This window comes from Streptomyces spiralis (assembly GCF_014654675.1).
Classification (GTDB): Bacteria; Actinomycetota; Actinomycetes; order Streptomycetales; family Streptomycetaceae; genus Streptomyces; species Streptomyces spiralis.
Genome location: NZ_BNBC01000017.1, coordinates 92,455 through 116,522 on the forward strand (window position 1 = coordinate 92,455; position 24,068 = coordinate 116,522).

General features: G+C 71.8%; 28 protein-coding genes and 1 tRNA gene. 10 read left to right on the forward strand and 19 right to left on the reverse strand.

Features of this window, described 5'->3' with window-relative positions:
- Positions 1-22 precede the first annotated feature (22 nt).
- The 3 genes from IE318_RS19110 (at position 23) to IE318_RS19120 (ending at position 2,162) form a co-directional block, all read left to right on the forward strand.
- Complete coding sequence (locus tag IE318_RS19110) at positions 23-1,261, forward strand: cytochrome P450 (protein ID WP_189901920.1); 1,239 nt, start codon at positions 23-25, stop codon at positions 1,259-1,261.
- A gap of 146 nt (positions 1,262-1,407) precedes the next feature.
- Positions 1,408-1,605 carry a hypothetical protein gene (locus tag IE318_RS19115; protein ID WP_189901922.1) on the forward strand — a complete coding sequence of 66 codons (198 nt, stop codon included), beginning with the start codon at positions 1,408-1,410 and terminating at the stop codon, positions 1,603-1,605.
- A gap of 92 nt (positions 1,606-1,697) precedes the next feature.
- Positions 1,698-2,162, forward strand: a complete 465-nt coding sequence (locus tag IE318_RS19120) for a hypothetical protein (RefSeq protein WP_189901923.1) — start codon at positions 1,698-1,700, stop codon at positions 2,160-2,162.
- 77 nt (positions 2,163-2,239) lie between these two features.
- Here the strand turns inward: IE318_RS19120 and IE318_RS19125 are convergent, their stop codons facing one another.
- A complete protein-coding gene (locus IE318_RS19125) occupies positions 2,240-3,220 on the reverse strand; it encodes a pyridoxal-phosphate dependent enzyme (protein WP_189901925.1) in 981 nt (326 codons plus the stop codon).
- 163 nt (positions 3,221-3,383) lie between these two features.
- Here IE318_RS19125 and IE318_RS19130 point away from each other — a divergent pair, with 163 nt between their 5' ends.
- The 5 genes from IE318_RS19130 (at position 3,384) to fdh (ending at position 10,554) form a co-directional block, all read left to right on the forward strand.
- Positions 3,384-3,836 (forward strand): hypothetical protein, encoded by a 453-nt coding sequence (locus IE318_RS19130; protein ID WP_189901927.1) that lies wholly within the window; start codon positions 3,384-3,386, stop codon positions 3,834-3,836.
- Positions 3,837-3,915: 79 nt separating this feature from the next.
- On the forward strand, positions 3,916-5,094 hold the full coding sequence (locus tag IE318_RS19135; RefSeq protein WP_189901929.1) for a carboxylate-amine ligase: 1,179 nt from the start codon (positions 3,916-3,918) through the stop codon (positions 5,092-5,094).
- A gap of 46 nt (positions 5,095-5,140) precedes the next feature.
- Positions 5,141-6,154, forward strand: a complete 1,014-nt coding sequence (locus tag IE318_RS19140) for a 4Fe-4S dicluster domain-containing protein (RefSeq protein ID WP_189901931.1) — start codon at positions 5,141-5,143, stop codon at positions 6,152-6,154.
- Entirely contained in the window at positions 6,151-7,194 is a 1,044-nt protein-coding gene (gene nrfD, locus IE318_RS19145; RefSeq protein WP_189901933.1) for an NrfD/PsrC family molybdoenzyme membrane anchor subunit, read from the forward strand. Before IE318_RS19140 ends, nrfD begins: the two co-directional genes overlap by 4 nt.
- Positions 7,195-7,293: 99 nt before the next feature.
- A complete protein-coding gene (fdh, locus tag IE318_RS19155; RefSeq protein WP_229903596.1) occupies positions 7,294-10,554 on the forward strand; it encodes a formate dehydrogenase in 3,261 nt (1,086 codons plus the stop codon).
- 29 nt (positions 10,555-10,583) lie between these two features.
- On the opposite strand, the gene selD is transcribed toward fdh, so the two are convergent.
- Positions 10,584-11,609 (reverse strand): selenide, water dikinase SelD, encoded by a 1,026-nt coding sequence (gene selD, locus IE318_RS19160; protein ID WP_030173469.1) that lies wholly within the window; start codon positions 11,607-11,609, stop codon positions 10,584-10,586.
- A gap of 31 nt (positions 11,610-11,640) precedes the next feature.
- Here selD and IE318_RS19165 point away from each other — a divergent pair.
- Both IE318_RS19165 and IE318_RS19170 read left to right on the forward strand, forming a co-directional pair.
- Positions 11,641-11,733 (forward strand) — tRNA-Sec (locus IE318_RS19165).
- A 77-nt stretch (positions 11,734-11,810) separates the two neighbouring features.
- Complete coding sequence (locus tag IE318_RS19170) at positions 11,811-13,073, forward strand: tyrosine-type recombinase/integrase (protein WP_189901937.1); 1,263 nt, start codon at positions 11,811-11,813, stop codon at positions 13,071-13,073.
- An 876-nt stretch (positions 13,074-13,949) separates the two neighbouring features.
- Here IE318_RS19170 and IE318_RS19175 read toward each other — a convergent pair.
- The 17 genes from IE318_RS19175 to IE318_RS19255 all read right to left on the reverse strand — a co-directional run bounded on the left by IE318_RS19175 (position 13,950) and on the right by IE318_RS19255 (position 24,010).
- Positions 13,950-14,669 carry a hypothetical protein gene (locus IE318_RS19175; protein ID WP_189901939.1) on the reverse strand — a complete coding sequence of 240 codons (720 nt, stop codon included), beginning with the start codon at positions 14,667-14,669 and terminating at the stop codon, positions 13,950-13,952.
- 83 nt (positions 14,670-14,752) lie between these two features.
- Positions 14,753-15,058, reverse strand: coding sequence for a hypothetical protein (locus tag IE318_RS19180; protein ID WP_189901941.1), 306 nt, complete (start codon positions 15,056-15,058; stop codon positions 14,753-14,755).
- An 81-nt stretch (positions 15,059-15,139) separates the two neighbouring features.
- Positions 15,140-15,310, reverse strand: coding sequence for a hypothetical protein (locus IE318_RS19185; RefSeq protein WP_189901943.1), 171 nt, complete (start codon positions 15,308-15,310; stop codon positions 15,140-15,142).
- Positions 15,311-15,414: 104 nt separating this feature from the next.
- A complete protein-coding gene (locus IE318_RS19190) occupies positions 15,415-16,596 on the reverse strand; it encodes an N-6 DNA methylase (RefSeq protein ID WP_189901945.1) in 1,182 nt (393 codons plus the stop codon).
- Between the two features lie 92 nt (positions 16,597-16,688).
- Positions 16,689-17,078: a hypothetical protein gene (locus tag IE318_RS19195; RefSeq protein ID WP_189901947.1), complete on the reverse strand. Its 390-nt coding sequence runs from the start codon at positions 17,076-17,078 to the stop codon at positions 16,689-16,691.
- Between the two features lie 70 nt (positions 17,079-17,148).
- Positions 17,149-17,712 carry a hypothetical protein gene (locus IE318_RS19200; RefSeq protein ID WP_189901949.1) on the reverse strand — a complete coding sequence of 188 codons (564 nt, stop codon included), beginning with the start codon at positions 17,710-17,712 and terminating at the stop codon, positions 17,149-17,151.
- Between the two features lie 74 nt (positions 17,713-17,786).
- Complete coding sequence (locus IE318_RS19205; protein WP_189901951.1) at positions 17,787-18,176, reverse strand: hypothetical protein; 390 nt, start codon at positions 18,174-18,176, stop codon at positions 17,787-17,789.
- Between the two features lie 28 nt (positions 18,177-18,204).
- Positions 18,205-18,579, reverse strand: coding sequence for a hypothetical protein (locus tag IE318_RS19210; protein WP_189901953.1), 375 nt, complete (start codon positions 18,577-18,579; stop codon positions 18,205-18,207).
- 82 nt (positions 18,580-18,661) lie between these two features.
- The gene (locus tag IE318_RS19215; RefSeq protein WP_189901955.1) at positions 18,662-18,937 is read right to left on the reverse strand and encodes a hypothetical protein; all 276 of its coding nucleotides are present in this window, start codon (positions 18,935-18,937) and stop codon (positions 18,662-18,664) included.
- Between the two features lie 84 nt (positions 18,938-19,021).
- Positions 19,022-19,369, reverse strand: a complete 348-nt coding sequence (locus tag IE318_RS19220) for a hypothetical protein (RefSeq protein WP_189901957.1) — start codon at positions 19,367-19,369, stop codon at positions 19,022-19,024.
- Positions 19,370-19,457: 88 nt separating this feature from the next.
- Positions 19,458-20,087, reverse strand: coding sequence for a hypothetical protein (locus IE318_RS19225; protein ID WP_229903597.1), 630 nt, complete (start codon positions 20,085-20,087; stop codon positions 19,458-19,460).
- Between the two features lie 80 nt (positions 20,088-20,167).
- A complete protein-coding gene (locus tag IE318_RS19230) occupies positions 20,168-20,626 on the reverse strand; it encodes a hypothetical protein (protein ID WP_189901959.1) in 459 nt (152 codons plus the stop codon).
- A gap of 93 nt (positions 20,627-20,719) precedes the next feature.
- Complete coding sequence (locus tag IE318_RS19235) at positions 20,720-21,262, reverse strand: hypothetical protein (RefSeq protein ID WP_189901961.1); 543 nt, start codon at positions 21,260-21,262, stop codon at positions 20,720-20,722.
- 27 nt (positions 21,263-21,289) lie between these two features.
- Positions 21,290-21,469: a hypothetical protein gene (locus IE318_RS19240; RefSeq protein ID WP_189901963.1), complete on the reverse strand. Its 180-nt coding sequence runs from the start codon at positions 21,467-21,469 to the stop codon at positions 21,290-21,292.
- Positions 21,466-21,975 (reverse strand): hypothetical protein, encoded by a 510-nt coding sequence (locus tag IE318_RS19245; RefSeq protein WP_189901965.1) that lies wholly within the window; start codon positions 21,973-21,975, stop codon positions 21,466-21,468. Before IE318_RS19245 ends, IE318_RS19240 begins: the two co-directional genes overlap by 4 nt.
- A 56-nt stretch (positions 21,976-22,031) precedes the next feature.
- Positions 22,032-22,463 (reverse strand): hypothetical protein, encoded by a 432-nt coding sequence (locus IE318_RS19250; protein WP_189901967.1) that lies wholly within the window; start codon positions 22,461-22,463, stop codon positions 22,032-22,034.
- Complete coding sequence (locus tag IE318_RS19255) at positions 22,460-24,010, reverse strand: DNA cytosine methyltransferase (RefSeq protein WP_229903598.1); 1,551 nt, start codon at positions 24,008-24,010, stop codon at positions 22,460-22,462. Before IE318_RS19255 ends, IE318_RS19250 begins: the two co-directional genes overlap by 4 nt.
- Positions 24,011-24,068: the final 58 nt, after the last annotated feature.

Consider the following 24,068-nt stretch of genomic DNA (forward strand, 5'->3'; position numbering starts at 1 on the left):
CGAAGCGACCCGAGGACCCCCCATGACGCACGCCTCGCTCCTGCGCCGGATCACCGACTTCTCCAGCCGCGCCGACCCGTATCCGCTGTACGAGGAGCTCCGCCGGACGCCCGTGCTGCACGAGGAGGAGGACGGCCCGTACGCCGTCAGCTCGTACTACGACATCCAGAGCCTGCTCCACGACCCGCGGATCAGCTCCGACGCCGCCCATCTGACCGCGCCGGGCGTCGACGAACTGTCGGATCCGGAGACCACGGGGCTGCCGCCGAGCTTCATCCGGCTCGATCCGCCCGAGCACGACCGGCTGCGGCGGATCGCCAACAGCTCCTTCGGCCCGCCGCACCGGCCGCACCGGATCGACTCGCTGCGCGGCGAGCTGGTCCGGATCGTCACCGAGCTCGTCGACGGCCTCGGGGACGCCCGGCGGATCGACCTCGTCGACCAGGTCGCCTATCCCTTCCCGGTGACCGTGATCTGCCGGCTGCTCGGGGTGCCGCGCGAGGACGAGCCACGTTTTCGCGCCTGGGTCGACCCGATCGTCGCCGCACTGGACCCGGAGAGCCGGAACGATCCCGAGGCGCCGGTCCAGCGGGCCGCGCGGGAGGCACGGGTCCAGCTGGGCATGTACCTGGCCGGCCTGGTCGAGCAGCGCGCTCGGGAGCCGCGCGACGACATGCTGTCCGACCTGGTCGGCGGCGATGGCCCCGACGGCTCGATGTCGATGATGGAGGTGCTCAGCACGGCGGTCCTGCTGCTGATCGCCGGGCACGAGACGACGGTCAACCTCATCACCAACGGCATGCTCACCCTGCTGCGCCATCCCGAGTACCTGGAGCGGCTGCGGGAGGACCCCGGGCTGTCCGTCAAGATCGTCGAGGAGCTGCTGCGCTACGAGCCGCCGGTGCAGCTGCTGCCGCAGCGCACCTGCATCACGGACATCGAGCTGCGCGGGGTGACGATCCCCAAGGGCGCGCGGATCTGGCTCGTCCTGGCGGCGGGCAACCGCGACCCGGAGCGGTTCAAGGACCCGGACCGGTTCGACCCGGACCGCGCGGACCTCGAGCACCTCGGGTTCGGCAGCGGCATCCACAGCTGCTTCGGGGCGCCGCTGGCCCGGTTGGAGACCCAGATCGCGCTGGCCGAGCTGGCCCGTCGCCTCGACGGCCCACGCCTGGTCGAGGACCCGCCGCCGTACCGGGAGAACGCGGTGCTGCGCGGCCCGCGCCATCTCCACCTCGACATCGACGGCGTACGCCCCTGAGCTCGCGACGGGGGCATCAGGCCTCCGCCTGCCGTCGGTCGCACACTGTGCGGGGCCGATTACACCGAAGAATTTTCTGGACAACTCAGAAAAATCCGACAAAATGGTGTGACGTCCACCACGCGACTTCGAGGAGCCGCCCCCACATGGCGTACGGAGCCCACCACAGCCCCATCCCGCCTCACCCCGACCTGAGCCTGGCTCGTGACTGCGACCACTGCCTGGGCTGGGGAACCGTCATCACCCGCGACGGTCAGCATGAACTCTGCGACACCTGCCAGCCGGATCCCGGCGGCGGCGACCCGCCGTTCGGCGTGCCCGCGCACCGGCCGTTCCCCGGATGAGGCCGCCCGGCACCGGTCCGTCCGAGTGGTGCCGCATCCAGCACGGTCGTAGCGTCGTTACAGCAATCGGACGTCGTCGGCCGGGAGCGAACATGCGCACACACACGGTGAGGACAGTGGTCACGCTCGCTGCTGCCGCAGTGCTCAGCGCGGGTCTGGCAACGGCCTCCGCCGCACCCGCGGGGCAGCCGTCGCCGTCGGCGGGGCACGGGGCGTCGCACAAGCCCGTGCTCGTCGACTGTTTCTGGAAGCCGCAGGCGCGCCCCGACGCGTTCATCCTCGCCTGCGGCGACGCCAACAGCCGCCTCTCCTCGTTGCACTGGTCGACGTGGAACGGCAGGAGCGCGGTGGCGAAGGGTGTCAACTTCGTCAACGACTGCAAGCCGTACTGCGCGAAGGGCACCTTCCGCTCGTATCCGGTCATCGTGCGGCTGGACCGCCCGGAGCCCTGGAAGAAGGACCCGAAGGTGGACCACTTCACCCGGATCAGCCTGGTCTTCACGGGCGCGCGGCCGGAGGGGTACGACCGGGTGATGACCACCCCGCTGTGGGACTGAGATCGGCGCGGCCTCTCCCCTCGGTGGGACTGAGCTGATGTGGGGCGGGTGCCCGCGAGAGCGGGCACCCGGTGGCATCAGCCGCCGATGATCTCGGTGAAGCGCCGGGAGTCGATGTTGCCGCCGGAGACGATGACGCCGACCCGGCGGGGCAGCGCCTCGACCCGGCGGGCCAGCAGCGCGGCCAGGGCGCTCGCTCCGCTGGGCTCGACGACGATCTTCAGGCGTTCGAAGGCGAACCGCATGGCCTCGCGGATCTCGTCGTCGCTCACCAGGCTGATCGCGTCCACCAGACGCCGGTTGAGCGAGAAGGTGAGTTCCCCGGGGATGTCGGCGGCCTGGCCGTCGGCGATGGTCCGGGGCACCGGCACGCCGACGCGCCGGCCGGCCCCGAGGGACCGCTTGGTGTCGTCGCCGGCCTCCGGCTCGACGCCGACGACCCGAAGGTTCGGCAGCAGTCCCTTGCCCGCCGTGGCGCTGCCGGCGATCAGCCCGCCGCCGCCGACCGGGACGACCAGGGCGTCCAGCTCACCGGCCTCCTCGATCAGTTCCAGGGCCGCGGTGCCCTGGCCCGCGATGACGTGCGGATGCTCGTACGGCGGTATGAGCGCGAGCCCTCGGTCGGCGGCGAGTGCCTCCCCGATGGCGACGCGGTCGCCGGTGTAGCGGTCGTAGGTGACGATCTCCGCTCCGTACCCCGCCGTCGCCTCCCGCTTGGAGCGCGGTGTGTCCTCCGGCATGACGATCACCGCGCTGGTGCCCAGCTCCCGTGCGGCCAGGGCCACGGCCTGGGCGTGGTTGCCGGAGGAGTACGCGGCGATCCCCCGGGCCAGCTGCCCGGCGGACAGTCGGGACGCGGCGTTGTAGGCCCCGCGGAACTTGAAGGCGCCGACCCGCTGGAAGTTCTCGCACTTGACGTGCACCTCGGCGCCGACCAGGGCGTCCAGGGTGCGCGAACGCAGGACGGGGGTGCGGTGCGCCACGCCCTTGATCCGCTCGGCGGCGTCGCGGACGTCGTCCAGGGTGACGGACGCGGTCGCGGGCGGGGTGTCGGTCATGCGGGTGCTCCATCCTGGCCGGTGTCGCTGCTCACCGCGTCATCCCAGCACCCCGCACACCGGGCTGCCAACGATTTTCTCCCGCTGTTTCGCCGCTCCCACGGATGGAACCCGGAGGACCCGTGAGCACCCCAGCCACCCGCCACCGAGGGAGCGCCCGGTCATGCACTCGATCACCAAAGGCCTGCTGGCAGGCGCCGCGGGCACCCTCGCACTGGATCTGGTGTCCTACGGCGACATGCTGCTGCGCGGGCGGTCCGCCAGCGGCATCCCGGCCCAGATAGCGGACCGTCTGGCCGACCGCGCCCAGGTGCCGCTCGGGGACGGCGAGGATAAGGACAACCGCGCCCAGGCGGCCGGCGCGCTGCTGGGGTACGCCATCGGTCTCGGGGCCGGAGCGGCGTACGGGCTGCTGCGGTACCGCCGTCCGGCCCTGCCGATCTGGCTGGCCGGACCGCTGCTCGGCGCCGCCGCCATGGCGGGCGCCGACGCCCCCGCCACCGCGCTGCGCCTGACCGATCCCACCTCGTGGAGCCCGACGTCATGGGCGTCCGACGTCGTACCGCACCTGGCGTACGGCCTGACGACCGCCGCGGCGTACCGGGCCATGGGCTGACCGGACAGGGCCGGCGACGCGGGAGCCACCGGCCGGTCACATCACAGGCGGTAAACCACGACGAGGGCGGGAACGAACCGTGACGCTGCGCATCGGGGTCGAGGAGGAGTTCCACCTGCTGGACGTTCACAGCGGCCTGCCGGTGCCGGGCGCGCGCGCCGTGCTCGACCGGCTGACCGGACCCGGGTTCGCGCCCGAGTTCCAGAGCTGCGTCGTGGAGAGCAACAGCGGGGTGCACGAGTCCCTCGACGGCCTCCGCGCCGATCTGGCCGCGTCGCGGCGCAGCCTGGACGCGGCGGCCGCCCCGCTGGGTCTCGCGGCGGTGGCCGCCGGCACCGCGCCGCTGGCCCGGCTCGGCTCGCACGAGGGCGTCACCGACCATCCCCGCTACCGGCACATGGCCGACGAGTACCGCAGGGTCGCCGAGGAACAGCTGATCTGCAGCGCTCAGGTGCACGTCGACGTCCCGGACCGGGACACGGCGGTGCGCGCCATGTGCCTGGTGTCGCCGTGGCTGCCGCCGCTGCTCGCGCTGTCGGCGAGTTCGCCGTTCTGGCTCGGCGGTGACACCGGCTACGCGAGCTGGCGGACGATGCTGTGGCAGCGCTGGCCCACCGCCGGGCCGGCCGGGTGCTACTCCGGCGCCGCCGAATACGACGCGGCCCTGGAGGAGCTGATCGGCTCGGGCGTCATCACCGACCCCGGAATGGTCTACTACGACGTACGGCCCTCCGCGCACCAGCGCACGCTGGAGCTGCGGATCTGCGACGCCTGCCCTCGGGTGGAGACGGTCGTCCTGGTCGCCGGGCTCTTCCGGGCCCTCGTCCACGACGCGTGCGCGCGGCTGGCCCGACGGGCCGGCCCCGCCTGCGCCGGGCACCACGAATGGCTGCGCGCCGCCGCCTGGCGAGCCGCCCGCTCCGGCCTCGAGGGCCCCCTGGTCGACCCGGTCACCCGGCGTGCGGTCCCCGCCCGCCAAGTGCTGCACGGCCTGCCGGACCGGCTGCGCCCGGCGCTGGAGGCGTCCGGCGACTGGGAGAGCGTGCGCGAACTGCTGGGCCGGGCGCTGGCCGACGGCAGCGCCGCACGCCGGCTGCGGCGGGCCGCCGAGAGCGGTGGCCTGCCCGCCGCGGTCCGTCTGCTGATCGCCGAGACCCGCGGCGACACCGGCGCCGTGGGGTGCTCCGGCGCGGACGGCGGGCCGCCTCCGGCGCGGTTTCGGACGCGCGCCGGCCGGGCACCCGTGCCAGGCTCGTGAGCAGGACAGGGTGAGCGCCGCGCACGGAAGCCGAGGAGGTCGGAGCATGTCCGAGGGCGACACGACGGCGGTGAGCGCGACAGGCGGCGAACCGCCGCCGTCCGGAAACCTGCTGTCCGGGCCGCAGCCCAACGTGGCGGGGGCCGCCGGATACCCCGACGCCCCGCCGCGCGTGGGCTTCTTCACCGACACGTCCGTGTGCATCGGCTGCAAGGCGTGCGAGGTGGCGTGCAAGGAGTGGAACGCCGTGCCGGAGGACGGCCTGGAACTGACGGGCATGTCCTACGACAACACGCAGGGCCTGGGCGCGGACACCTGGCGGCACGTGGCGTTCATCGAACAGCGCCTGCCCGAGACCGGCCGCGAACCGGGCGGCGGCCACGAGGGCTTCGACGCGTTCGAGGCCGCCCGGAACCTCGGCACCTCTCCCTCTCCCTCTCCCTCCCCCTCCCCCGACGGGGCGATCTCGCCGGTGTCGCCCGACGGCCGGACCGAGTTGCGCTGGCTGATGTCCTCCGACGTGTGCAAGCACTGCACGCACGCGGGCTGCCTTGACGTGTGTCCCACAGGGGCACTGTTCCGCACCGAGTTCGGCACGGTGGTGGTCCAGGCGGATGTGTGCAACGGCTGCGGGTACTGCGTGCCCGCCTGCCCGTACGGGGTCATCGACCAGCGCAAGGAGGACGGCCGGGTCTGGAAGTGCACGCTGTGCTACGACCGGCTCGGTGTCGGCATGGAGCCGGCCTGCGCCAAGTCGTGCCCGACCGACTCCATCCAGTTCGGCCCGCTGGAGGAGTTGCGCGCACGGGCGGCGGCCCGGGTGGCGCAGTTGCACGCGGCCGGTGTCACCGAGGCCCGGCTGTACGGCGAGAGCCCGCAGGACGGGGTCGGCGGCGACGGCGCGTTCTTCCTGCTGCTCGACGAACCCGAGGTGTACGGCCTGCCACCGGATCCGGTGGTGACCACCCGGGATCTGCCCGCCATGTGGCGGCACGCGGCGGTGGCAGCCGTCTCGCTCGCCGCGCTGGGTGTCGCGAGCTTCGCCGGGAGGCGGCGATGAGCGAGTCGGACGTGACCCGCGGGGGCCTGCGAGGGGCGCGGCCCGGCCGGGACGCCGTGACGGGCGCTCAGGACGCGGGGCGCTCGCGGCGGGGTCGCCGTCGCCGGGGCAGGGGCCGCGGCGAGCAGCCGATGGTCCCCGAGGCGCGGTTCTCGTCGTACTACGGCAGGCCGATCCTCAACAAGCCGACGTGGCAGGCCCTCGACATCGCCGGCTATCTCTTCCTCGGGGGTCTGGCGGGCGCGTCGTCGCTGCTGGCGGCCGGCGGGCAGGCCAGCGGGCGGCCGGGCCTGGCGCGGGTGGCGAAGCTGGGGGCGGCGGGCGCCATCAGCGGGTCGCTGGGCGCGCTCGTGCACGATCTGGGCCGGCCCGCCCGGTTCCTCAACATGCTCCGCGTGTTCAAGCCCACGTCGCCGATGAGCATGGGCTCGTGGCTGCTGGCCGGGTACGCGCCCCTGACGATGGCCGCCGCTGCCGCCGACGTCACGGGCCGTGCGCGCGTCGCCGGCGCGGGCGCCACGGCGGCCGCGGCCTGCCTGGGCCCGGCGGTCGCCACCTACACCGCCGTGCTGCTCTCCGACACCGCCGTGCCGTCCTGGCACGAGGGCTACCGCGAGCTGCCGTTCGTCTTCGCGGGGTCTGCGTCGAGTGCGGCGGCCGGGCTGGCGCTGGCCTGCGCGCCGGCCGGGCAGACGGCTCCGGCGCGCCGCATGGCGGTGCTCGGTGCCGGGCTGGAACTGGGCGCCTTCCAACTGATGAAGCGTCGGATGGGTCTGGTCGCGGAGCCGTTCGAACAGGGCGGACCGCACCGGCTGCTGCGGGCCGCCGAGTTGCTGACGGCGGGCGGCGCCGCACTGGCGGCCTACCCGGGCACGGGGCGGCGGCGGGGCCGGGCGTGCGCGGTGGCGGCCGGGGTGGCGCTGCTGACCGGTTCGGCCGCGCTGCGGTTCGGGGTGTTCCACGCCGGGGTGGCCTCGGCCGAGGATCCCCGGTACACGGTCGTACCGCAGCGGGAGCGATTGCGGGCCCGCACCGGCTGACGGCGCGGGTACCCGTCGGCGGACGGGCTGCCGCTCCGCCGAGGAGGACACGAGAAGGATCCCGAACAGGAACCGAGCACCACCGGAAGGGCTGACCTGATGGGCGTACGTACCTGGATCGACTCCTGGCCGGTCTACCGCCAGCTGACGGGCACCGACCCCCTGGGGCGCGGCGCCGCGGCCAAGAGCGGGCCGAGCGCACGGCTGACACCCAGGGTGGCCTCCGCGGACCGGGTGGTGAAGTCCGTCTGCCCGTACTGCGCCGTGGGCTGCGGCCAGAACGTGTACGTCGAGGACGGTCGGGTCACACAGATCGAGGGCGACCCGGACTCCCCCGTCTCCCGCGGCCGGCTGTGCCCCAAGGGCGCGGCCAGTCTCCAGCTGACCACGGGCGGCGCGCGTGAGCACCACGTCCTGTACCGGCGCCCGCACGGCACCGAGTGGGAGCGTCTCGACCTGGACACGGCGATGGACATGATCGCCGACCGGGTGATCGAGGCCCGCCGCGCGGGCTGGCAGTGGGAGGTCGACGGCGCGCGCACCCGGCGCACGCTCGGCATCGCCAGCCTCGGCGGGGCGACACTGGACAACGAGGAGAACTACCTCATCAAGAAGCTGTTCACCGCCCTGGGCGCGATCCAGATCGAGAACCAGGCGCGTGTTTGACACTCCTCCACCGTTCCCGGTCTGGGAACCTCGTTCGGCCGCGGCGGCGCGACCACCTTCCAGCAGGACCTGCAGAACTCGGACTGCATCGTCATCCAGGGCTCGAACATGGCCGAGTGCCATCCGGTCGGGTTCCAGTGGGTGATGGAGGCCAAGGCCCGCGGGGCGAAGGTGATCCATGTCGATCCACGGTTCACCCGGACCAGCGCGCTGGCCGATCTGCACGTGCCGCTGCGCGCGGGTTCGGACATCGCCTTCCTCGGCGGGATCATCAACCACGTCCTGAGCACGGGCGCGTACTTCCGCGACTACGTGGTGGCCTACACCAACGGGCCGGTGGTGCTGCGGGAGGACTTCCGGGACACCGAGGACCTCGACGGCGTGTTCTCCGGCCTGGACGCCGGGCAGCGCACCTACGACAACAGCAGCTGGCAGTACGAGGGCACGGAGGTGCAGGCCGCCTCCGGGGAGCGCGACCAGGAGTACGACAAGCGCACCGGCGGCGGCAGTTCGGTGAGCGCGGCCGGACGCGGCGAGGCCCACGGGTCGGGCGGCGCCGTCATCGGCGAGGGCGAGATCGAACGCGACGAGACGATGACGCATCCGCGGTGTGTGTTCCAGGTGCTCAAGCGGCACTACGCCCGGTACACGCCCGAGATGGTGGAGCGGATCTGCGGGGTGCCGCAGGATGTGTTCCGCCGGGTGTGCGAGCTGATCACGGAGAACTCCGGGCGCGAGCGGACCACCGCGTTCGCCTACGCGGTCGGCTGGACCCAGCACACCGTGGGGGTGCAGTACATCCGTGCCGCGGCCGTGCTGCAGAGCCTGCTCGGCAACATCGGCCGCCCGGGCGGCGGCATCCTGGCCCTGCGCGGCCACGCCTCCATCCAGGGCTCGACGGACATCCCCACCCTGTTCAACCTGCTGCCCGGATACATCCCGATGCCGCACGCGCACAAGAACGAGGACCTGGACGCCTTCGTGCAGGCCGAGGCGGCCCACAAGGGCTACTGGGGCAACATGCGCTCGTACCTCGTCAGCCTGCTCAAGGCGTACTGGGGTGACGCGGCGAGGGCGGAGAACGACTTCTGCTTCGACTACCTGCCGCGGCTGACCGGCTCGCATTCCACCTACGAGACGGTGCTGGCCCAGTTGGAAGGGGTGTGCAAGGGCTACTTCCTGATGGGCGAGAACCCGGCGGTCGGCTCCGCCAACGCCCGCATGCAGCGGCTCGGCATGGCCAAGCTGGACTGGCTCGTCGTGCGCGACTTCTCCCTCATCGAGTCGGCCACCTGGTGGAAGAACGGCCCGGAGATCGACAGCGGGGAGCTGCGCACGGAGGACATCGGCACCGAGGTGTTCTTCCTGCCCGCCGCCGCCCACACCGAGAAGGACGGCAGCTTCACCAACACCCAGCGGCTGCTCCAGTGGCACCACCAGGCCGTCGAACCGCCGGGAGAGGCCCGCAGCGACCTGTGGTTCACCTTCCACCTCGGCCGGATCGTCCGGCAGAAGCTCGCGGGGTCCGCCGACCCCATGGACCGGCCGGTGCTCGACCTGGCCTGGGACTATCCCACGAAGGGCACACTGGCCGAGCCGGAGGCGGAGGCGGTGCTGGCGGAGATCAACGGCCATGACGCCGAGGGCGAGCCGCTGGCGTCGTACGAGCAGCTCAGGCCCGACGGCTCCACGGTCTGCGGCTGCTGGATCTACTGCGGTGTCCGCGCCGACGGCGTCAACCAGGCCGCCCGCCGCAAGCCCGGCGGGGAGCAGAACTGGGTGGCGAACGAGTGGGGCTGGGCGTGGCCCGCCAACCGCCGCATCCTGTACAACCGGGCCTCGGCGGACCCGGACGGCAGGCCCTGGAGCGCGCGCAAGGCGCTGGTGTGGTGGGACGAGGCGAAGGGTGAGTGGACGGGCCACGACATCGCCGACTTCAAGAAGGACAAGGCGCCCGGCCATCGGCCGCCGAAGGACGCGACCGGTCCCGAGGCGCTGTCGGGCACGGACCCGTTCGTGATGCAGGCCGACGGCAAGGCCTGGCTGTACGTGCCCTCCGGGCTCACCGACGGTCCCCTGCCCGCCCACTACGAGCCGCAGGAATCACCCTTCCCGAACCTGCTGTACGAGCAGCAGCGCAATCCGGTACGGCAGGTGATGCCCTCGCGGCCGGACAACCGCTACCAGCCCAGCGGTGGCGAGCCGGGCTCGGAGGTGTTCCCGTACGTGGCCACCACCTACCGGCTCACCGAGCACCACACGGCGGGCGGCATGTCGCGCTGGCTGCCCTATCTGGCCGAGCTCCAGCCGGAGTTCTTCTGCGAGGTGTCGCCGGAACTCGCCGCGGAGCGCGGCCTGGAGCACACCGGCTGGGCGACGATCGTCAGCGCCCGGGGTGTGATCGAGGCGCGGGTGCTGGTCACCGACCGGGTGCCGCCGCTGACCGTGCACGGCCGCACCCTGCACCAGGTGGGGCTGCCCTACCACTGGGGGCCGAGCGGCTACAGCACGGGCGACGCCGCCAACGAGCTGGTGCATCTGTCGCTCGACCCCAACACCCACATCCAGGAGACCAAGGCGTTCGCCGTCGACATCCGTCCGGGGCGCCGCCCCCGGGGCCCGGCCGCACGGGAACTGGTGCGCGCCTACCAGGCGCGGGCCGGCATCGACGACCACACGGGCACCGAGCCCTGACCTAGGGGGTGTCCAGGCTCGTCCGGGGCTCATCTCAGGACGACCGAGTGGGCTCCGCGCGGGACGAGTTCGCCGATCACCGGGGCGCCGGGGACCTCGCCCGCGACGAGCAGGCCCCCGGAGGTCTGGGCGTCGGCCAGCAGGAGGCGGGTGTCGGCGTCCGTGTCGCCGAAGTCGGTGAACGGGGCCACCCAGGCGAGGTTGCGCCGGGTGCCGCCGCTGACGTAGCCGTCGCGCACGGCCTGGCGGGCCCCGTCGAGCCAGGGCACGGCGGCGGTGTCGAGGACCGCGGTCACGCCGGAGGCCCGGGCGAGTTTGTGCAGATGGCCGAGGAGTCCGAAGCCCGTCACGTCGGTCGCGCAGGTGGCGCCCCGGGCCAGCGCGGCCTCGGACGCGTCCCGGTTGAGGGCCACCATGGTGGCCACCGCCTGCTCGAACCGTTCTCCGGTGGCCTTGTGACGGTTGTTCAGTACGCCCAGGCCGAGCGGTTTGGTCAGCGACAGGGGCAGGCCCGGCCGGCCGGCGTCGTTGCGCAGCAGCCGTGCCGGGTCGGCGAGCCCGGTGACGGCCATGCCGTACTTGGGTTCCGGGTCGTCCACGCTGTGCCCGCCGCCGACGTGGCAGCCGGCCTCGGCGGCGATGTCCATCCCTCCCCGCAGCACCTCGCGGGCCAGCTCGAACGGCAGCAGGTCACGCGGCCAGGCCAGCAGGTTCACGGCGAGGACCGGACGGCCGCCCATGGCGTACACGTCGGACAGCGCGTTGGCCGCGGCGATGCGCCCCCAGTCGTACGGGTCGTCGACGACCGGTGTGAAGAAGTCGGCGGTCGACACCACCGCCTGCGCGGCGGCCCCGCCGTACGCGGGCAGGGTGACGACGGCCGCGTCGTCGCCGGTGGCCAGTCCCACCAGCAGCGGGGTGCCACCGGGGACCGGTGGCGCGGTCGCCAGGCCGCCGAGCACGTCCTCCAGCTCGCCGGGCGGGATCTTGCAGGCGCAGCCGCCGCCGTGGGCGAACTGCGTGAGCCGTACGGGTGTTTCGCGGGTGGCGGTCATGCCGGGTCCTTCCGGTAGCCTGGCGGGCGGTGGAGGCGTGTGGGTGCCTGGTGGCCCTCCCGGTCTTCAAAACCGAGGTGTCCGAGGATCTCGGGCAGGCGGGTTCGATTCCCGTCCGCCTCCGTCTCCTACCTGTACCGATGTAAATCTCGGCCAAACACGGGCCTAACACCAACGCCTCCACTCCCCTACCCTTCCGCCATGGCGAGCATCCGAAAGCGTGAACGCAAGGACGGCACGGCGATCTACCAGGTGCGCTGGCTCCAAGGCGGCCGCGGCGGCGACTGGGAGACTGAGAAGTTCGGCGACGAGACTTCAGCCGAAGAGTTCAAGAAGCTCGTCGACGCACACAGACAGCAGTGGCCGACCGGCTGGGTCAAGGGCAAGGGCTTCGTCCAGGAGACCGTACTCGACGGCGACATGCCGCTGACCGAATGGGCACACCGCTACATCGACCGCCTCACCGGAATCGACGAACGCACCCGCCGCGACTACAAGCGCGACGTCGACAACCACATCTCGCTCGTCCAGCACACCCAGCCGTCCGGTCTGGTCGTCGACGCCACGATCGCCAACATCACAGCGAACGACATCCAGGACTGGGTACGCGTCGAGGAAGCCGGCGAGCGCGACCCGGAGAACCCGGAGGAGTGGCTGCGCCGGCCGTCGAGTCCGAAGAGCATCGCGAACCGGCACGGGCTCCTGTCTACCATCGTGCAGGCCGCAGTTGAGGCTGAACCTCAGCTGCGCACGAAGAACTGCTGCACGGGCACACGGCTTCCTCGTTTGGACGACGGCATCGAGGACGAGATGTGCTTCCTGGAACACGACGAGTACGCCCGGATTGCAACCGAGATCACGGATTCACACGCGCGGGACCTCGCCGACTGGCTCGTCGGAACGGGCATGCGCTGGGGTGAGGCAACCGCATTGCAGGTTCGCGACATCAACCTCACTCGGAACACGGCCAGCGTTCACCGGGCGTGGAAGCGCGCGGCCCCGGGCGAGCCGGGCCCGTCCTATTTCCTCGGCCCGCCGAAGACGAAGAAGGCCCGGCGGATCGTTGCACTGACCGGTTCCCAGATGGAGATGCTGCGCCGCCGTATGGCGGGTAAGAGCCCCGAGGACTTGATATTCGAGACGCAGCGAGGCCACAGCTGGCGGCACACGAACTTCTGGCGCCGCCGGTGGGTGCCGGCCGTAGAGGCCGCGATCGCAAAGGGGCTGCCGAAGCGCCCTCGGATCCATGATCTGCGGCACACGCATGTGGCGTGGCTGATCGCGGCGAAGATCCCGTTGCCCGCGATACAGGTCCGCCTCGGGCACGAGTCGATCACGACGACCGTCGACCGGTACGGGCACTTGGTGCGGGAATTGGATGACGAGATCACAGCAGTTGTTGAGCGGGCGCTTGTGGAGCCTGCTGCACCTGGTGCGCGTCAGCTCGTACCTGTAGCGGGATGAGCTTGCAAGGGTCCACCGGCTGCACGAACTAGCCATGACGGCAGCGTGTTGGCTGGTCGACCCCATCTCTTGGAGAGAGGATTGATCTCTATACTGGCTGCGGCGTGGGGGCGCTACGGGAGGATCTTTCGTGCCGCATCCCAATGGCCTCGTACGCCTGGCCCACCGCTGTGTGCCCTCCGTCCGGAAGGAGGCGGCCGAGTGAACCGTCACACCTATCCCGAGGCCGCCGAGCGGCTTCGGGTCAGTGAGCGGTGGCTGCGTCGGAATATCAGCAGGTTGCCGCACAGCAAGAAAGGGCGCGCGGTGACCTTCTCGGACGCGGACCTGGACGCGATTGACGCCATGCATCGCGTGGAGCCGTCGTCAACGTCACCTGCTGTCCCAGCAACGGCGGACTTTGCCGCGTTGCGCCCGCTGCCACTGCGTTCCTCCCCACGGCGCTCAGCCTGAACGTTGGACTGTCCGAGCCACTATGCGGGCCTCTCCGCTCAATGGCTGTTCCGCGAAGCAATCTCCATCGAATGACGCCCTTGGAACGCAAAGAGGCCCCACCACCCCGAAGTGGTAGGGCCTCGCGTCGTCTTGCCCGGCTCTGGCTCTGTTCGCGAGTTCCGGTTCTGGCTCATATTTTGTGAGCCTTGCACACTGAGTGACGGCGCTGACCTCCTTCTGTTTGCCTGAGAAACTTCCCATCGTGCTCGTCGCGGCTACAGCCGCCGCATGGATTGGCCGAGAATGCGTTCGATGCGTTCCCTCAGGGGTGCGTTGAGCTGGGCTCGGACTGCCCTCGCCGAGGCGACCGCGTCGGCCAACTCCACGAGGTATGGAGCGGGCCGCCCATCTGGTGAGGTGGGCGGCCCGGTCGGGGCTGGGTCAGGAGGTGGTGGGCTTGTCGGCGGTCTTCTTGGCAGGGGTGCGCTTCCGGACGGGGCGAGGCTTGGGCTTGTCCTCGGCGGCCGAGTCGTCGGCCTTCGCGGCGGCCGGCTTGGCCGGGGTGCGCTTGCGGGCGGGCCGGGGCTTGGGCTTGTCGTCGGCGGCCGGGGTGTCAGTCTTCGCGGCGGACTTGCGGCGGGTCCGCATCGGGACGACCTCGGCCTGCGGTTCGGCCTGGGCTGCCGGGGCGGGCGGATGCGCGGGCTGGCCGGTGTCGGCCTCGGCGGTCGCCGCGGTGTCGTCCGGTGCGGTCGCCTCGGCGTCGGCCTCGGGCTCCGGCTCGGGGTCCCAGGGGCGGTGGCCGACGAAGAGGGGCTTGGTGTCGAAGACCGGCATCAGGCGGTCGGTGATCGCGTTGTAGAGGACGGTCGCGGGGTCGCGGTCGGCTTCGAGGCTTCCGATGTGGATCCAGGTGTGCCAACGGTGGCCGCGCCGCAGGGGCACGAAGTCCGGCGTGGGCTCCTGGGCGTCGGGCTCGGCGCCGCCGGTCGCCCAGAGCTGGATGGAGCTGCCGTCGCCGACCAGGCGCATGCCGATCTGGCGGTCGCGGGGGCCGTCGAGGTTCACGATGCCGTCGATGATCAGTTCGTTGGGGGTCCAGCCGAGGTAGCCGCCGAGGGTTTCGGCGGTGGCGTAGAGGGCTGAGGGTGCGAGCTGCACGGATTCTCCAAGAGGTTCATCGGTCGAGGGGCGTGGCACATCCCGGCCTGGCGGCGGTGGTGTCCGCCGCCAGGCCGGAGGGTTCAGGCGTCTCCGAGGGCTTCCAGGAGGGTGCTGGCGGCCTTGGCGAGCCGGTCGTTCATGGCCTCCTCGCTGGCGGCGTAGCTGCGGGCGGCGTACAGGGCCTCGCGCGCCTTGGTGATGTCGCCGCGGTCGAGGAACGTGGCGGCGGAGTCGAACTGCCTCGCGGTGACGGCGAGGGCGGCCTCCTGGTCGTCGCAGGCGGCGCGGTTGACGAGGGCGCGGGCGCGGGTGGCCCACCTGCGGGCGGCGGCCTCGACGGTGGTGAGGTCGAGCTGAACGTCGAGGGCGGCGGCTGTGTGCTGCACGGTTTTCCAAGAGGTCGATGGGGTCGAGTGGTGTGGCACATCCAGAGGCGGCGGCGGAGTCGTCCGCCGCCCGCACCGGGGTTAGGCCTCGCGAACGGTGACGTCGCCGTTCGTGTTGATCGTCGTCTCGCTCAGCTTGGCGCCGAAGCACCACACCTCGGCGATCGTCGTCTCGCCCTCGTGGCGGACTACCAGCTTCCAGCTGCCGCCCTCGCAGGCCGCGGTCGACGCGGCACTCTGCTGTGCGCTCATATGCAGTTCTCCTTGCGGTGTAGGCCGGGCTCTTCCCTGGCCATCCCTCTTATTCTAGCGCCAGTCGCGAAGGGGTCAACGACTCTTCTCGAAAAAAACGCAGGTCAGACGCCGTGCGAGCCGATCAGACGGTCCGCGAGCGCGATCGCCCGCTGCGCGGCCTCGGCGACCGCGAGACGGCTCAGGATCTCGTCGCGCTCGGCGAACAGGCCCTCGCGCTCGGCCAGCGCCTGCTCGTGCAGGTCGCCGCGTGCGAGGGTGTCGCCGCAGGCGATGACGACGTTCGGGCCCAGACCCCACACGATGGCGTTGACGGCCGCGCCGGCTGCCGCGAGCGGCTCCAGCTCGTTGAGCGCCCACACGTAGTCGGCGGGGTCGGCGTGCAGATGGCGCAGAGCCTGGGCGAGGGCGCGGAACATGCCGCCCGTGCCGCCGGCGGGCTCGTGGAACCTCAAGCCCTTCTCGGGCACCTCGTTGCCGAGGAGTATCGCAGCCATCATGTCGCACAGCTCCGGGGGCGTGTGGTACTCGCCCAGGCCCTGCTTCGCGCCGAGCGAGCGCAGAGAGGTGATCGTCCACGACATCACGTCGGTGTCGGAGCGGTGGTAGGGGTCGGGGTCGCCGGTCAGCTGCAGGATGCCGTGGCGCAGCGCCGTCTCGGTCACCCGGCGTACCGCGTACGCCTTCTCCTCCACGCCCTCTTCGGTGAGCCAGCCCATCAGCGGCGCCATGCGGGCCCCGAGATCGGGGCGGTGGGCCCAGGTGTGGGCGTAGACCTCGCGGTAGCCCTGCAGCATCTCGAAGTCGCTGGCATTGCTGATGATGCGGGTGACGTCCCCGGTGTGGCCCTTGACGGGGAACAGGGCCAGGGCGCCGACGATGCTGACGGGGATGTCCATGCGGTAGCCGCCCCAGTTGGAGGCGTGCCAGGTCTCGGCGACGGCCTCACCGAGGCTCTGCCCGGCATCGCGCGGGTTGCCGATCAGCAGCGGCGCGATCCGGCGCGGCGCGGGAATGGGCGCCTTGACGGACGGCAGCTCGGGGCGTGGGTCGGTGAACAGGCCGTCCGGCTCCTCCTCGGCGACCACGACGGGGCGCGGGGCGGGCGCCGGTCGGACCGCGGGCGTGGGCGCGGCGGTGGGCTGGAGGGGGAGCTGCGCGGCCGGGCGGGGCGCGGGGCGAGGCGCCGGCGGGGCGGGGGTGGTGCGAGCCGGTCTGGGGCGGGCGGCGAACGTCGCTGGGACCTTAGTCTCCTCAGCGTCGGCGAACAGGTCGAGCTGGTCCATGGGGTGCTCCTTCAGGTGTGGGTATGAGGGCGCCCGCCGCCCGGGCCGCGGTCGGCCGGGTGGCGGGGCGCAGAAGAAGGGGTGGGAAAGGGTCAGTAGGCCCAGGAAATGGAGCGGATCTCTTCCCAGCCGTCGCTGCCGAGGACGAGGATCTGCAGCCGGTCGGGGTACAGGACGTAGACGAACTCGGTGTGTCCGCTGGTCTCGTGGGTTGCCAGTTCGGTGGTGGCGGGACCGTTGAGGGGTGGGGCGTCGTGGCACAGGCACGTGCCGTCGCTGTCCGCGTCGGGGATGTCGACCCAGCCGCCGGGGTGCTCATCGATGAGCAGGCGGGTGGCGGCTTCGACGTCGCCGCCACATACGTGGTGGACGAGGCTACGAAGCAGGCTCGCGGCGGTGCCGGGTTCTCCGTCGTGCAGGACGATGCGCCCGGCGAAACCGCCGCCTTCGGTGGCTCGGGCGACAACTGCTTGAGTTCCCATGGCTTCTCCAAGCATGGAAGGGGCCGGGCGCCCGCGGTGCGGGGCCCGGCCCTGTGGATGGGTGTGGGGGTCAGAGGTCGGAGACGTGGGCGGCGAGCGTGTTGACGAGCAGCCCCACGGCCTCGTCGTTGCGGCCGGTGGCGTCGAGCACGGCGTAGCGGTGCAGGGTCGCCTGCAGGGCGATCGGGAGCTCGGCGACGTACTGCTGGAACGTCAGGTCTCGCTGCTCGAAGGGGCGGTGGCGGTATCCGGAGGTCAGCGCGGCCACGGCCAGCGCGCTGGCGTAGGCGCGGCAGCGGTGGGTGAGGTTGAGGTCCTGCGAGGCCGTCTCGATGGCGGCCGGGCCGTGCGGGGCGACGGCCGGGTGGGTGCGGCGGAGGGTGCGGCAGGCGCGCTGGCGGGCGCGCACCTCGCGGATGCGGTCGACGTCGTGCAGCTGGCGGGCGGTGCGCCGGGCCTCGCGGGCGCCGGCGGCGTCCACCACGTAGGAGGACAGGCAGTTCACCCACAGCTCGGAGCGCAGCTCGGCGTCGGCGTCGTCAGGCAGGGGCTCGACGGCGGTGATCTGCATCGCGTGCGGCTGTTCGGTGTAGACGACGAGCCAGCGGCGGCTGGCTTCGGCGGTGGCGGTCATACGGGTCTCCAAGAGGTCGTTCGAGTGGTGTGGCACATCCGGCCGGGCCTGTGTGGGCCCGGCCGGAAGCTTCGTCAGGCGGTGGTGCTGTAGCGGGTGGCGAGGGCCTTCATCACCTTCGGCAGCACCTCGTGCAGGGCCTTGGGGATGTCGGTGTGGTGACGGGTGTCGTCCAGCGCGCCGATCAGGACGACCGGCCCGTACAGGCAGTACGGCAGCTGCTTCGTGTAGACGGCGCTGACGAGCGCGGTGGCGTACAGGTTCTCCTTCTTGCGGGCCTGCCCGTCGGAGTCGACGGCGATCGACAGGCGGCGGTTGCCGTCCGGGCGGGCGTAGTGGGCGATCTCCACCCAGCCGTCGACCTGCTCGCGCAGCTCCTCGAGGAAGCCCCACCCGAGGGGCAGTTGCAGGTCGGTGAGGGTGCCGTCGACGTCGAGGCGGACGGCGTGGATCGTCTTGCTCATCGCTTTCTCCTTGCTCTGGGTGGGCGGGTCAGAACGGGCGGAGCTGCAGGGCCAGCTCGGTGAGGAGCTGGCGGCCGATGTGCACCGCGTGGCCGGTGGAGAACTCGTCCCGCTCGGCGCGGGCGGCCAGCTCCACGAAGCACTTCAGGAGCACGTCGGGCATGCAGCTGATCCAGGTGCGGTAGTCCTGGCCGTAGCCGGACATCCGCCAGGTGGCGGTCAGGGCCTGGTCGACGGTGATCGCGGCCTCGCCGGCGGCGCCGGTGTCGAGGCCGAACCGCTCGGCGAGGAGGTGCTGCAGGTGCGGGCCCTCGGTGAGGATGTCGGCGAGCCGGTCGGCGGTGTGGCCGGTGGTGAGGGCGTACGGCGCGGCGAGCGCGTCGGTGGTGGTGCTGCTGGTCAAGGCTTCCTCCAAGAGGCCGTTTGTCGTGCGGGGATGGCACCGGCCGCCCGCCTGGCGGGCGGGCGGCCGGTGTGGGGGTGTGTCAGGCGAACCAGATGTCCGAGTACGCCGCCAGCCGCTCCAGGGCGGCGGTGCCGTTCTGGGAGCGGGTGTGGGTGAAGCTGGTGGTGTCGATCGGTCCGTGCTCCGGGTGGATCACCTGCAGGGTGACCTTGACCTCGTAGGTGGCGCCGGGCTCGGTGGTGATCTTCAGGACGGCCGGGTCGCCGGCGTAGCGGACAAAGAGGCTGTTGCCGATGGTGCGCACGACGGCTTCGTCTTCGCCGAAGCTCTCGCTGAACAGCGCCAGCAGGTTCATGGACTCCTCCAAGAGGTCGAAACGGTCGAGTGGTGTGGCACATCCTGCCGCGGGCGGCGGAGTCGTCCGCCGCCCGCGGCGGGATCAGAAGTCGGAGGTGACGGCGACCACGCCGTCTCCGGTGGTGCTCAGCGTCGTCTCGCTGAGCTTGGAGTCGAAGGCCCAGACCTCGGCGATCACGTTGTCGCCCTCGTAACGCGACCTCACCTCCCAGCCGCACGGGCAGTTCGCGGAGCACTTCGTCTGCTGATCGTCCCCGACGTGCGGCGAGAACTCGGAGGTGACGGTGACCTCGCCGGTTCCGGCGGTGTTCAGCGTCGTCTCGCTCAGGTTGGCGCCGAAGGTCCAGAGCTCGGCGATCGCCGTGTCGCCCACCTCGCGCAGCCTCAGCTCCCAGCCGTCGCTGTGAATCGAGTGCGTCTGCTCACTCATACGCGGTTCTCCTCGTGGTGTAGGCCGGGCTTCTCCCTGCCCATCCCTCTTATTCTAGTGCCCTTCGGAGGGGGGGGCAAGAATTTTTTCAGCGAAGCCCCAGGTCAGGAGGCTGCAGGCGCGGTGTGCGCTCGGGCCATGGCACCGCGTCCAGCGCGCGGCGGTGCGTGTCCGGCACCACGGCCAGCGGCCAGCCGGCCCAGTGCAGGCCCATCGCGGCGAGGATCATCGCGTCCGCCCTGTCGTACTTGCCCGGCCCGTCGCAGTTGAGTCCGTACCGCTCGGCGACCGCATCGCGCACCATGCCCTTGGCGATGCGGGCGCGCTTCTCCTTCGGGTAGTCCTTGGCCGGGTTGGCGCTGCCGGTGGCGTAGATGGTGCGGCCGTGCGGAGTGACGACCGCATACGGGATCTTCTGATCCCACAGGTCCTGCGTGAGGATCCACCACAGGCCCGCCAGCTCGTGATGCCCGGCCTGGCCGCCCTGCCCGTACGCCGCGCCCTCGATGACCACCAGGTCCGCCGCGCGGGTGCGCTCCGCTACCTCCTGGCGCAGCCACCCCAGCCGGTGGTGCCCCTTGCCCTTGCAGCGCAGGGCGTCGGCCCAACCGTCGCCGGCGATGCCTGTGCACGTCAGTGACGGGTCGATGCCGATCACCAGCGGGGGCGCCAGGCCCGGCGCTATCGCCGGGGTGGGCTCGAACAGGGCGGTCTGCACGAGCGGTCCTTTCTGCAGAAGGAGTTGGTGGGGGCCGCGCCCGCGGGGCTGGACACCGCGGGCGCGGCCCGGTCTTGGGGCTAGTGCGGGTGCTGGGAGGGCTTCTCGCTGTCGGCGGCCAGCTCCTCCACCGCGGTGCGGGTGATGTGGGCGGTGATGCCGACGAGGGCGGTCACCGAGTGCGCGAAGTCCTTGGCGCTGGCGCGCATGGCCGCCAGGTACAGGGCCTGGCAGGTGTCCTGGTCGTCGTTGGCGAAGGCGGTGACGAACCGCATGGCGAAGGTGTGCGCCGGATGCTCGGGGCCCTCGGCCGGGTCCGGGGCGGCCAGCGCCCACAGGCCCAAGCGGCTGGGCTCGCCGAACAGGCGGATCAGGCTCTGCCGTGCGGCGTCGGCGACGCCGCAGCACACGCCGTACATCTGCTGGCCGTCGCACGCCTGGGCGATCTGGGCCAGCACGCTTGTGGCGTCGTCGTGTCGGCCGTTGACGGCGTGCTGCAGCATCTCGATGACCAGCTGGGCACGGCGGGGAGTGTCCACGGACGCTCTGCTCCTTGGGGTTAAGGGTGGTTGGTGGTGGGGGCCGCGCCCGCAGGGGCTGTCACCGCGGGCGCGGCCCGGTCTTCGGGTGGGTCAGTCGGTCACGCGGTAGGGGTGGCCGACCTGGGGCTCGGGCCCGTCGACGCCGGCGTAGTGCGGGTGTCTGCAGTCGCGGCTCTGGTTGTGGACGCCGGGGTGGGCCTCGCACCGCACGCGGCCGGAGGGCGTCTCGGCCTCGTGGGCGGGCGGGAGCAGGCCCAGGCTCGCGGCCCAGGCGTGGCCGCCGGCGGCCCACGCCATCGCGTGCAGCGCCAGGCGCATGTTGTGCTCGTCGAGGGTGTAGAGGTTGCCCAGGGACAGCACGTGCCGTCCGGTCAGCACGCAGGCCAGGCGCAGGACCTGCCACGCCTCGATGGTGCCGCTCAGCGTGCCGTCGCCGGCGTTCAGGCAGGCGGCGGCGACGAGCCGCCAGGCGACACGCGAGGAGCCCTCGCCGTCGTCGACGATGAGGCGGGCGCGCTGCAGCTCGGGCAGCCAGTGCCCGTGCGTGGCCAGCAGCCACACGGCGGACTCTTCCTGCCACGATCCGGCGGCGCGTTCTCCCAGGCGGGCGCAGAGGGCGTTGATCTGGTTCACAGGGCTCTCCAAGAGGTGCGGGGTTGGTCAGGTGCGGGGCTTGGGGAGGTGGCCGACGTGCCAGCCGCGGCAGGTCCGGTTGCGGCACCGGTAGGTCGTCAGCCGCACCCCGCCTTTGGCGATGAGCCGCTGGCGGTGCTCCTCGGCCTGCTCTTCGGTGTCGTGGCGGCGCTTGCCGGTGCAGGCGCGGCCCTTGGTGCGGATCACTGGACGGCCGCCGGGGCGGTATCTGAGGCGAGGCAGCCGGGGCAGCGCAGGCCGGGCACCTCCCACTGGGCGGGGTCGGCGACGCCGATGATGAAGCCGCCGCAGGCGGCGATCACGCCGTCCTTGGTGCTGTCCCGCTTGTGGACGCCGCCGCCGGTGGTGGCCCGCCACACCCACTCGCCGCGCAGGCTCACGCAGGTCACCTCGACGGGGGTGTTGCCGATGCGGCCGGTGGCGGTGTGGGACAGCTCGCCGGGCCGGCTGGTTGTCTTCGGCGCGCTGTACTCGGTGGCCTGGATGGCTTCCGCCCACTGCTCGAACACGTCGGCGCTGGGGTGGTACAGGAACACGCGCAGGCCGAGCGGGTCGTCGCCGGTGGCGACGCCGAGGTGGTCGACTTCGATGCTGTCGGCGGTCAGGCCGGGGTGGGAGCTGGCCAGGACCGCGCCGGCGATCATCGGCTGCAGGACCTGCCGCAGCGGGCGGGCGGTGGTCGGGTGGGGCATCGTTCCTCCAAGGGCTTGGTGGGGCCCGCCCCCGGGCGGGGGCGGGCAGGGGCGGGTCAGGCGAAGTCGAGCTGCAGTTGCTTGGGCTGCTTGGCTTTCTGGGCTTTGCGGCGGGCGGCCATCTCGCGCTCCGCCTGCCGGCAGGACGGGCAGACGCGTTCGCCGTGGCGCTTGTGGTCCTGGGCTCCGGCCTCCGTGCCGCAGGAGGCGCGCAGTTTCGGCTCGGTCAGCTCGTCCTCGAACACGTCGTCGAGGGCGGCGATGACCAGGCCGCCCCACCACAGGCGCCCGCCGGCGATGCCGTCGAAGCGGGCCTGGGCGGGCTTGACCGTGGCGATGCACACGGCGCGGAACGGGCACGGCCCGCACGTGGCGAGCAGCGGCCCGCACAGGCGCCTGAGGTCGGCTTCGCTGGCGAAGTCGTCCTCGCTGGGCGTGAATCCGTGCTCGTCGCGGCAGGGCGCGTCGAGGGTCCAGTCGCGGCTCACAGGACCGCCTTGATGCGCTCGCCGATGTGCCGGGCCACGTTGACGCTGACCGCGTTCCCGGCCTGCATGGTCTGCTCGGCCTGGGTGCCGATGACGATGTACCGGCGTTCAAACCGCTGGGCCATCAGCTGCTCGCGCGGCTTGAGCATCCGGAACCAGCAGTCCTCGATCGCGGGCGCGGTGCGCAGCAGGGCGGCGGAGTCGCGGGTGGACAGCGTGTGCACCGGTTCGGCGGCCGTCTTCACGGCGGCCTTGCGGTAGGGGATGACCAGGGCGTTGCGCAGCTCGGGCGGGACGGGCCCGCCGCCTGGGCGGACCAGGCCGTGATGGTTGCCCTGCGCGGTGACCGCGGTGACCGGCTCGGTGGCCCTGGCCGGGAGGGCGTTTTGCCGGTAGGTGATCACGAACGGTTCGGGGTCGACCGTGACCAGGGCTTCGCTCTCGCGGGTCAGGCGGGTGCGCATCGGCTCGGCGACGTCGCTGCACGCGGTGTTCCAGGTCCCGCCGGTCGGCACGAGCAGCGCGTCGCCCTGCTTGATGGTGCGCGTGGAGAACGGCCGCTCGGTGACCGGGTAGGCGCGGTCGGTGCCGTCCTTGCCGTGGTTGAGGGTGATCGACGTCGGGGTGTGGGGGAACTTGAGCAGGCCGGCGCGGATGCGGTCCATGGTGGTCTCCGCCAGCGGCTTCTTACGGTCGCCGATGCGCTGGCCCAGGTCGTCCCAGTTGATGACGGACGCGGCCGGGCGGACGTAGGGCTCGACCTCGGCGTGGTGGCAGCGTGTGTTGGGGCAGCGGTAGCTGTAGTCGCGCAGGTACTTGCCGATGCGCACGCCGGGCGTGAACCAGACCTTCTTCGCGGCGATGTCCTTGCCGCAGTCGAAGCAGTACGCCTTGGGGCGGGGCTCCAGGTCCGGCTTGGGCATGCCCTTGAGGCGGAACACGATGTAGATGCGGTCCCGCCACTGGGGGGCGCGCAGGTTGTCATCGTCGCCGATGTGGGCGGAGGTGGCGCACAGGATCTGCGGGCGCTCGTAGCCCAGCTCGGTCATCGCCTTGACCCAGGTCTTGAACAGGACCCAGCACTGGGCGAACTCGACGACGTTCTCGATGACGACGTACGGGAACCGCTTGGCCTCGCACGCGCGCACGACGCACCAGGCGGTGGCGCGGGTCCTCTCGAAGGCCTCCGGGGTGAGTGCCTTCCACTCCTCGGCCTCGTCGCCGTCGAGCTGGTCGAGGACCTGGAACAGGTCGAGCTGATCGGTGGGGTGAACGCGGCCGCCGGCCGGGGACACCTCGGTGCAAATGATGCTGGCCCACAAAAGGAGTGCTTTGGGCAGGTATCGCATCGGGTAGCCGGTGACGTCGGCGGTCAGGTGCTCGATGCTGGGGTGGTTGGCGGCGTGGGAGTCCATCGCGGTCTGCCAGTGGTTCATGGCGAGCTTGCCGCGCCAACCGGCCTCCACCAGGCCGGAGGAGGAGCCGCCGGCCCCGGCGAGCAGGTCGTCGAACGTCAGCTCGACGCCTGCGGGAAGGGTTGCCAACAAGGTGTTCTCCAAGAGATCGGGGTGAAGGCCCCGCGCCGGTGTGGGCGCGGGGCCGGGT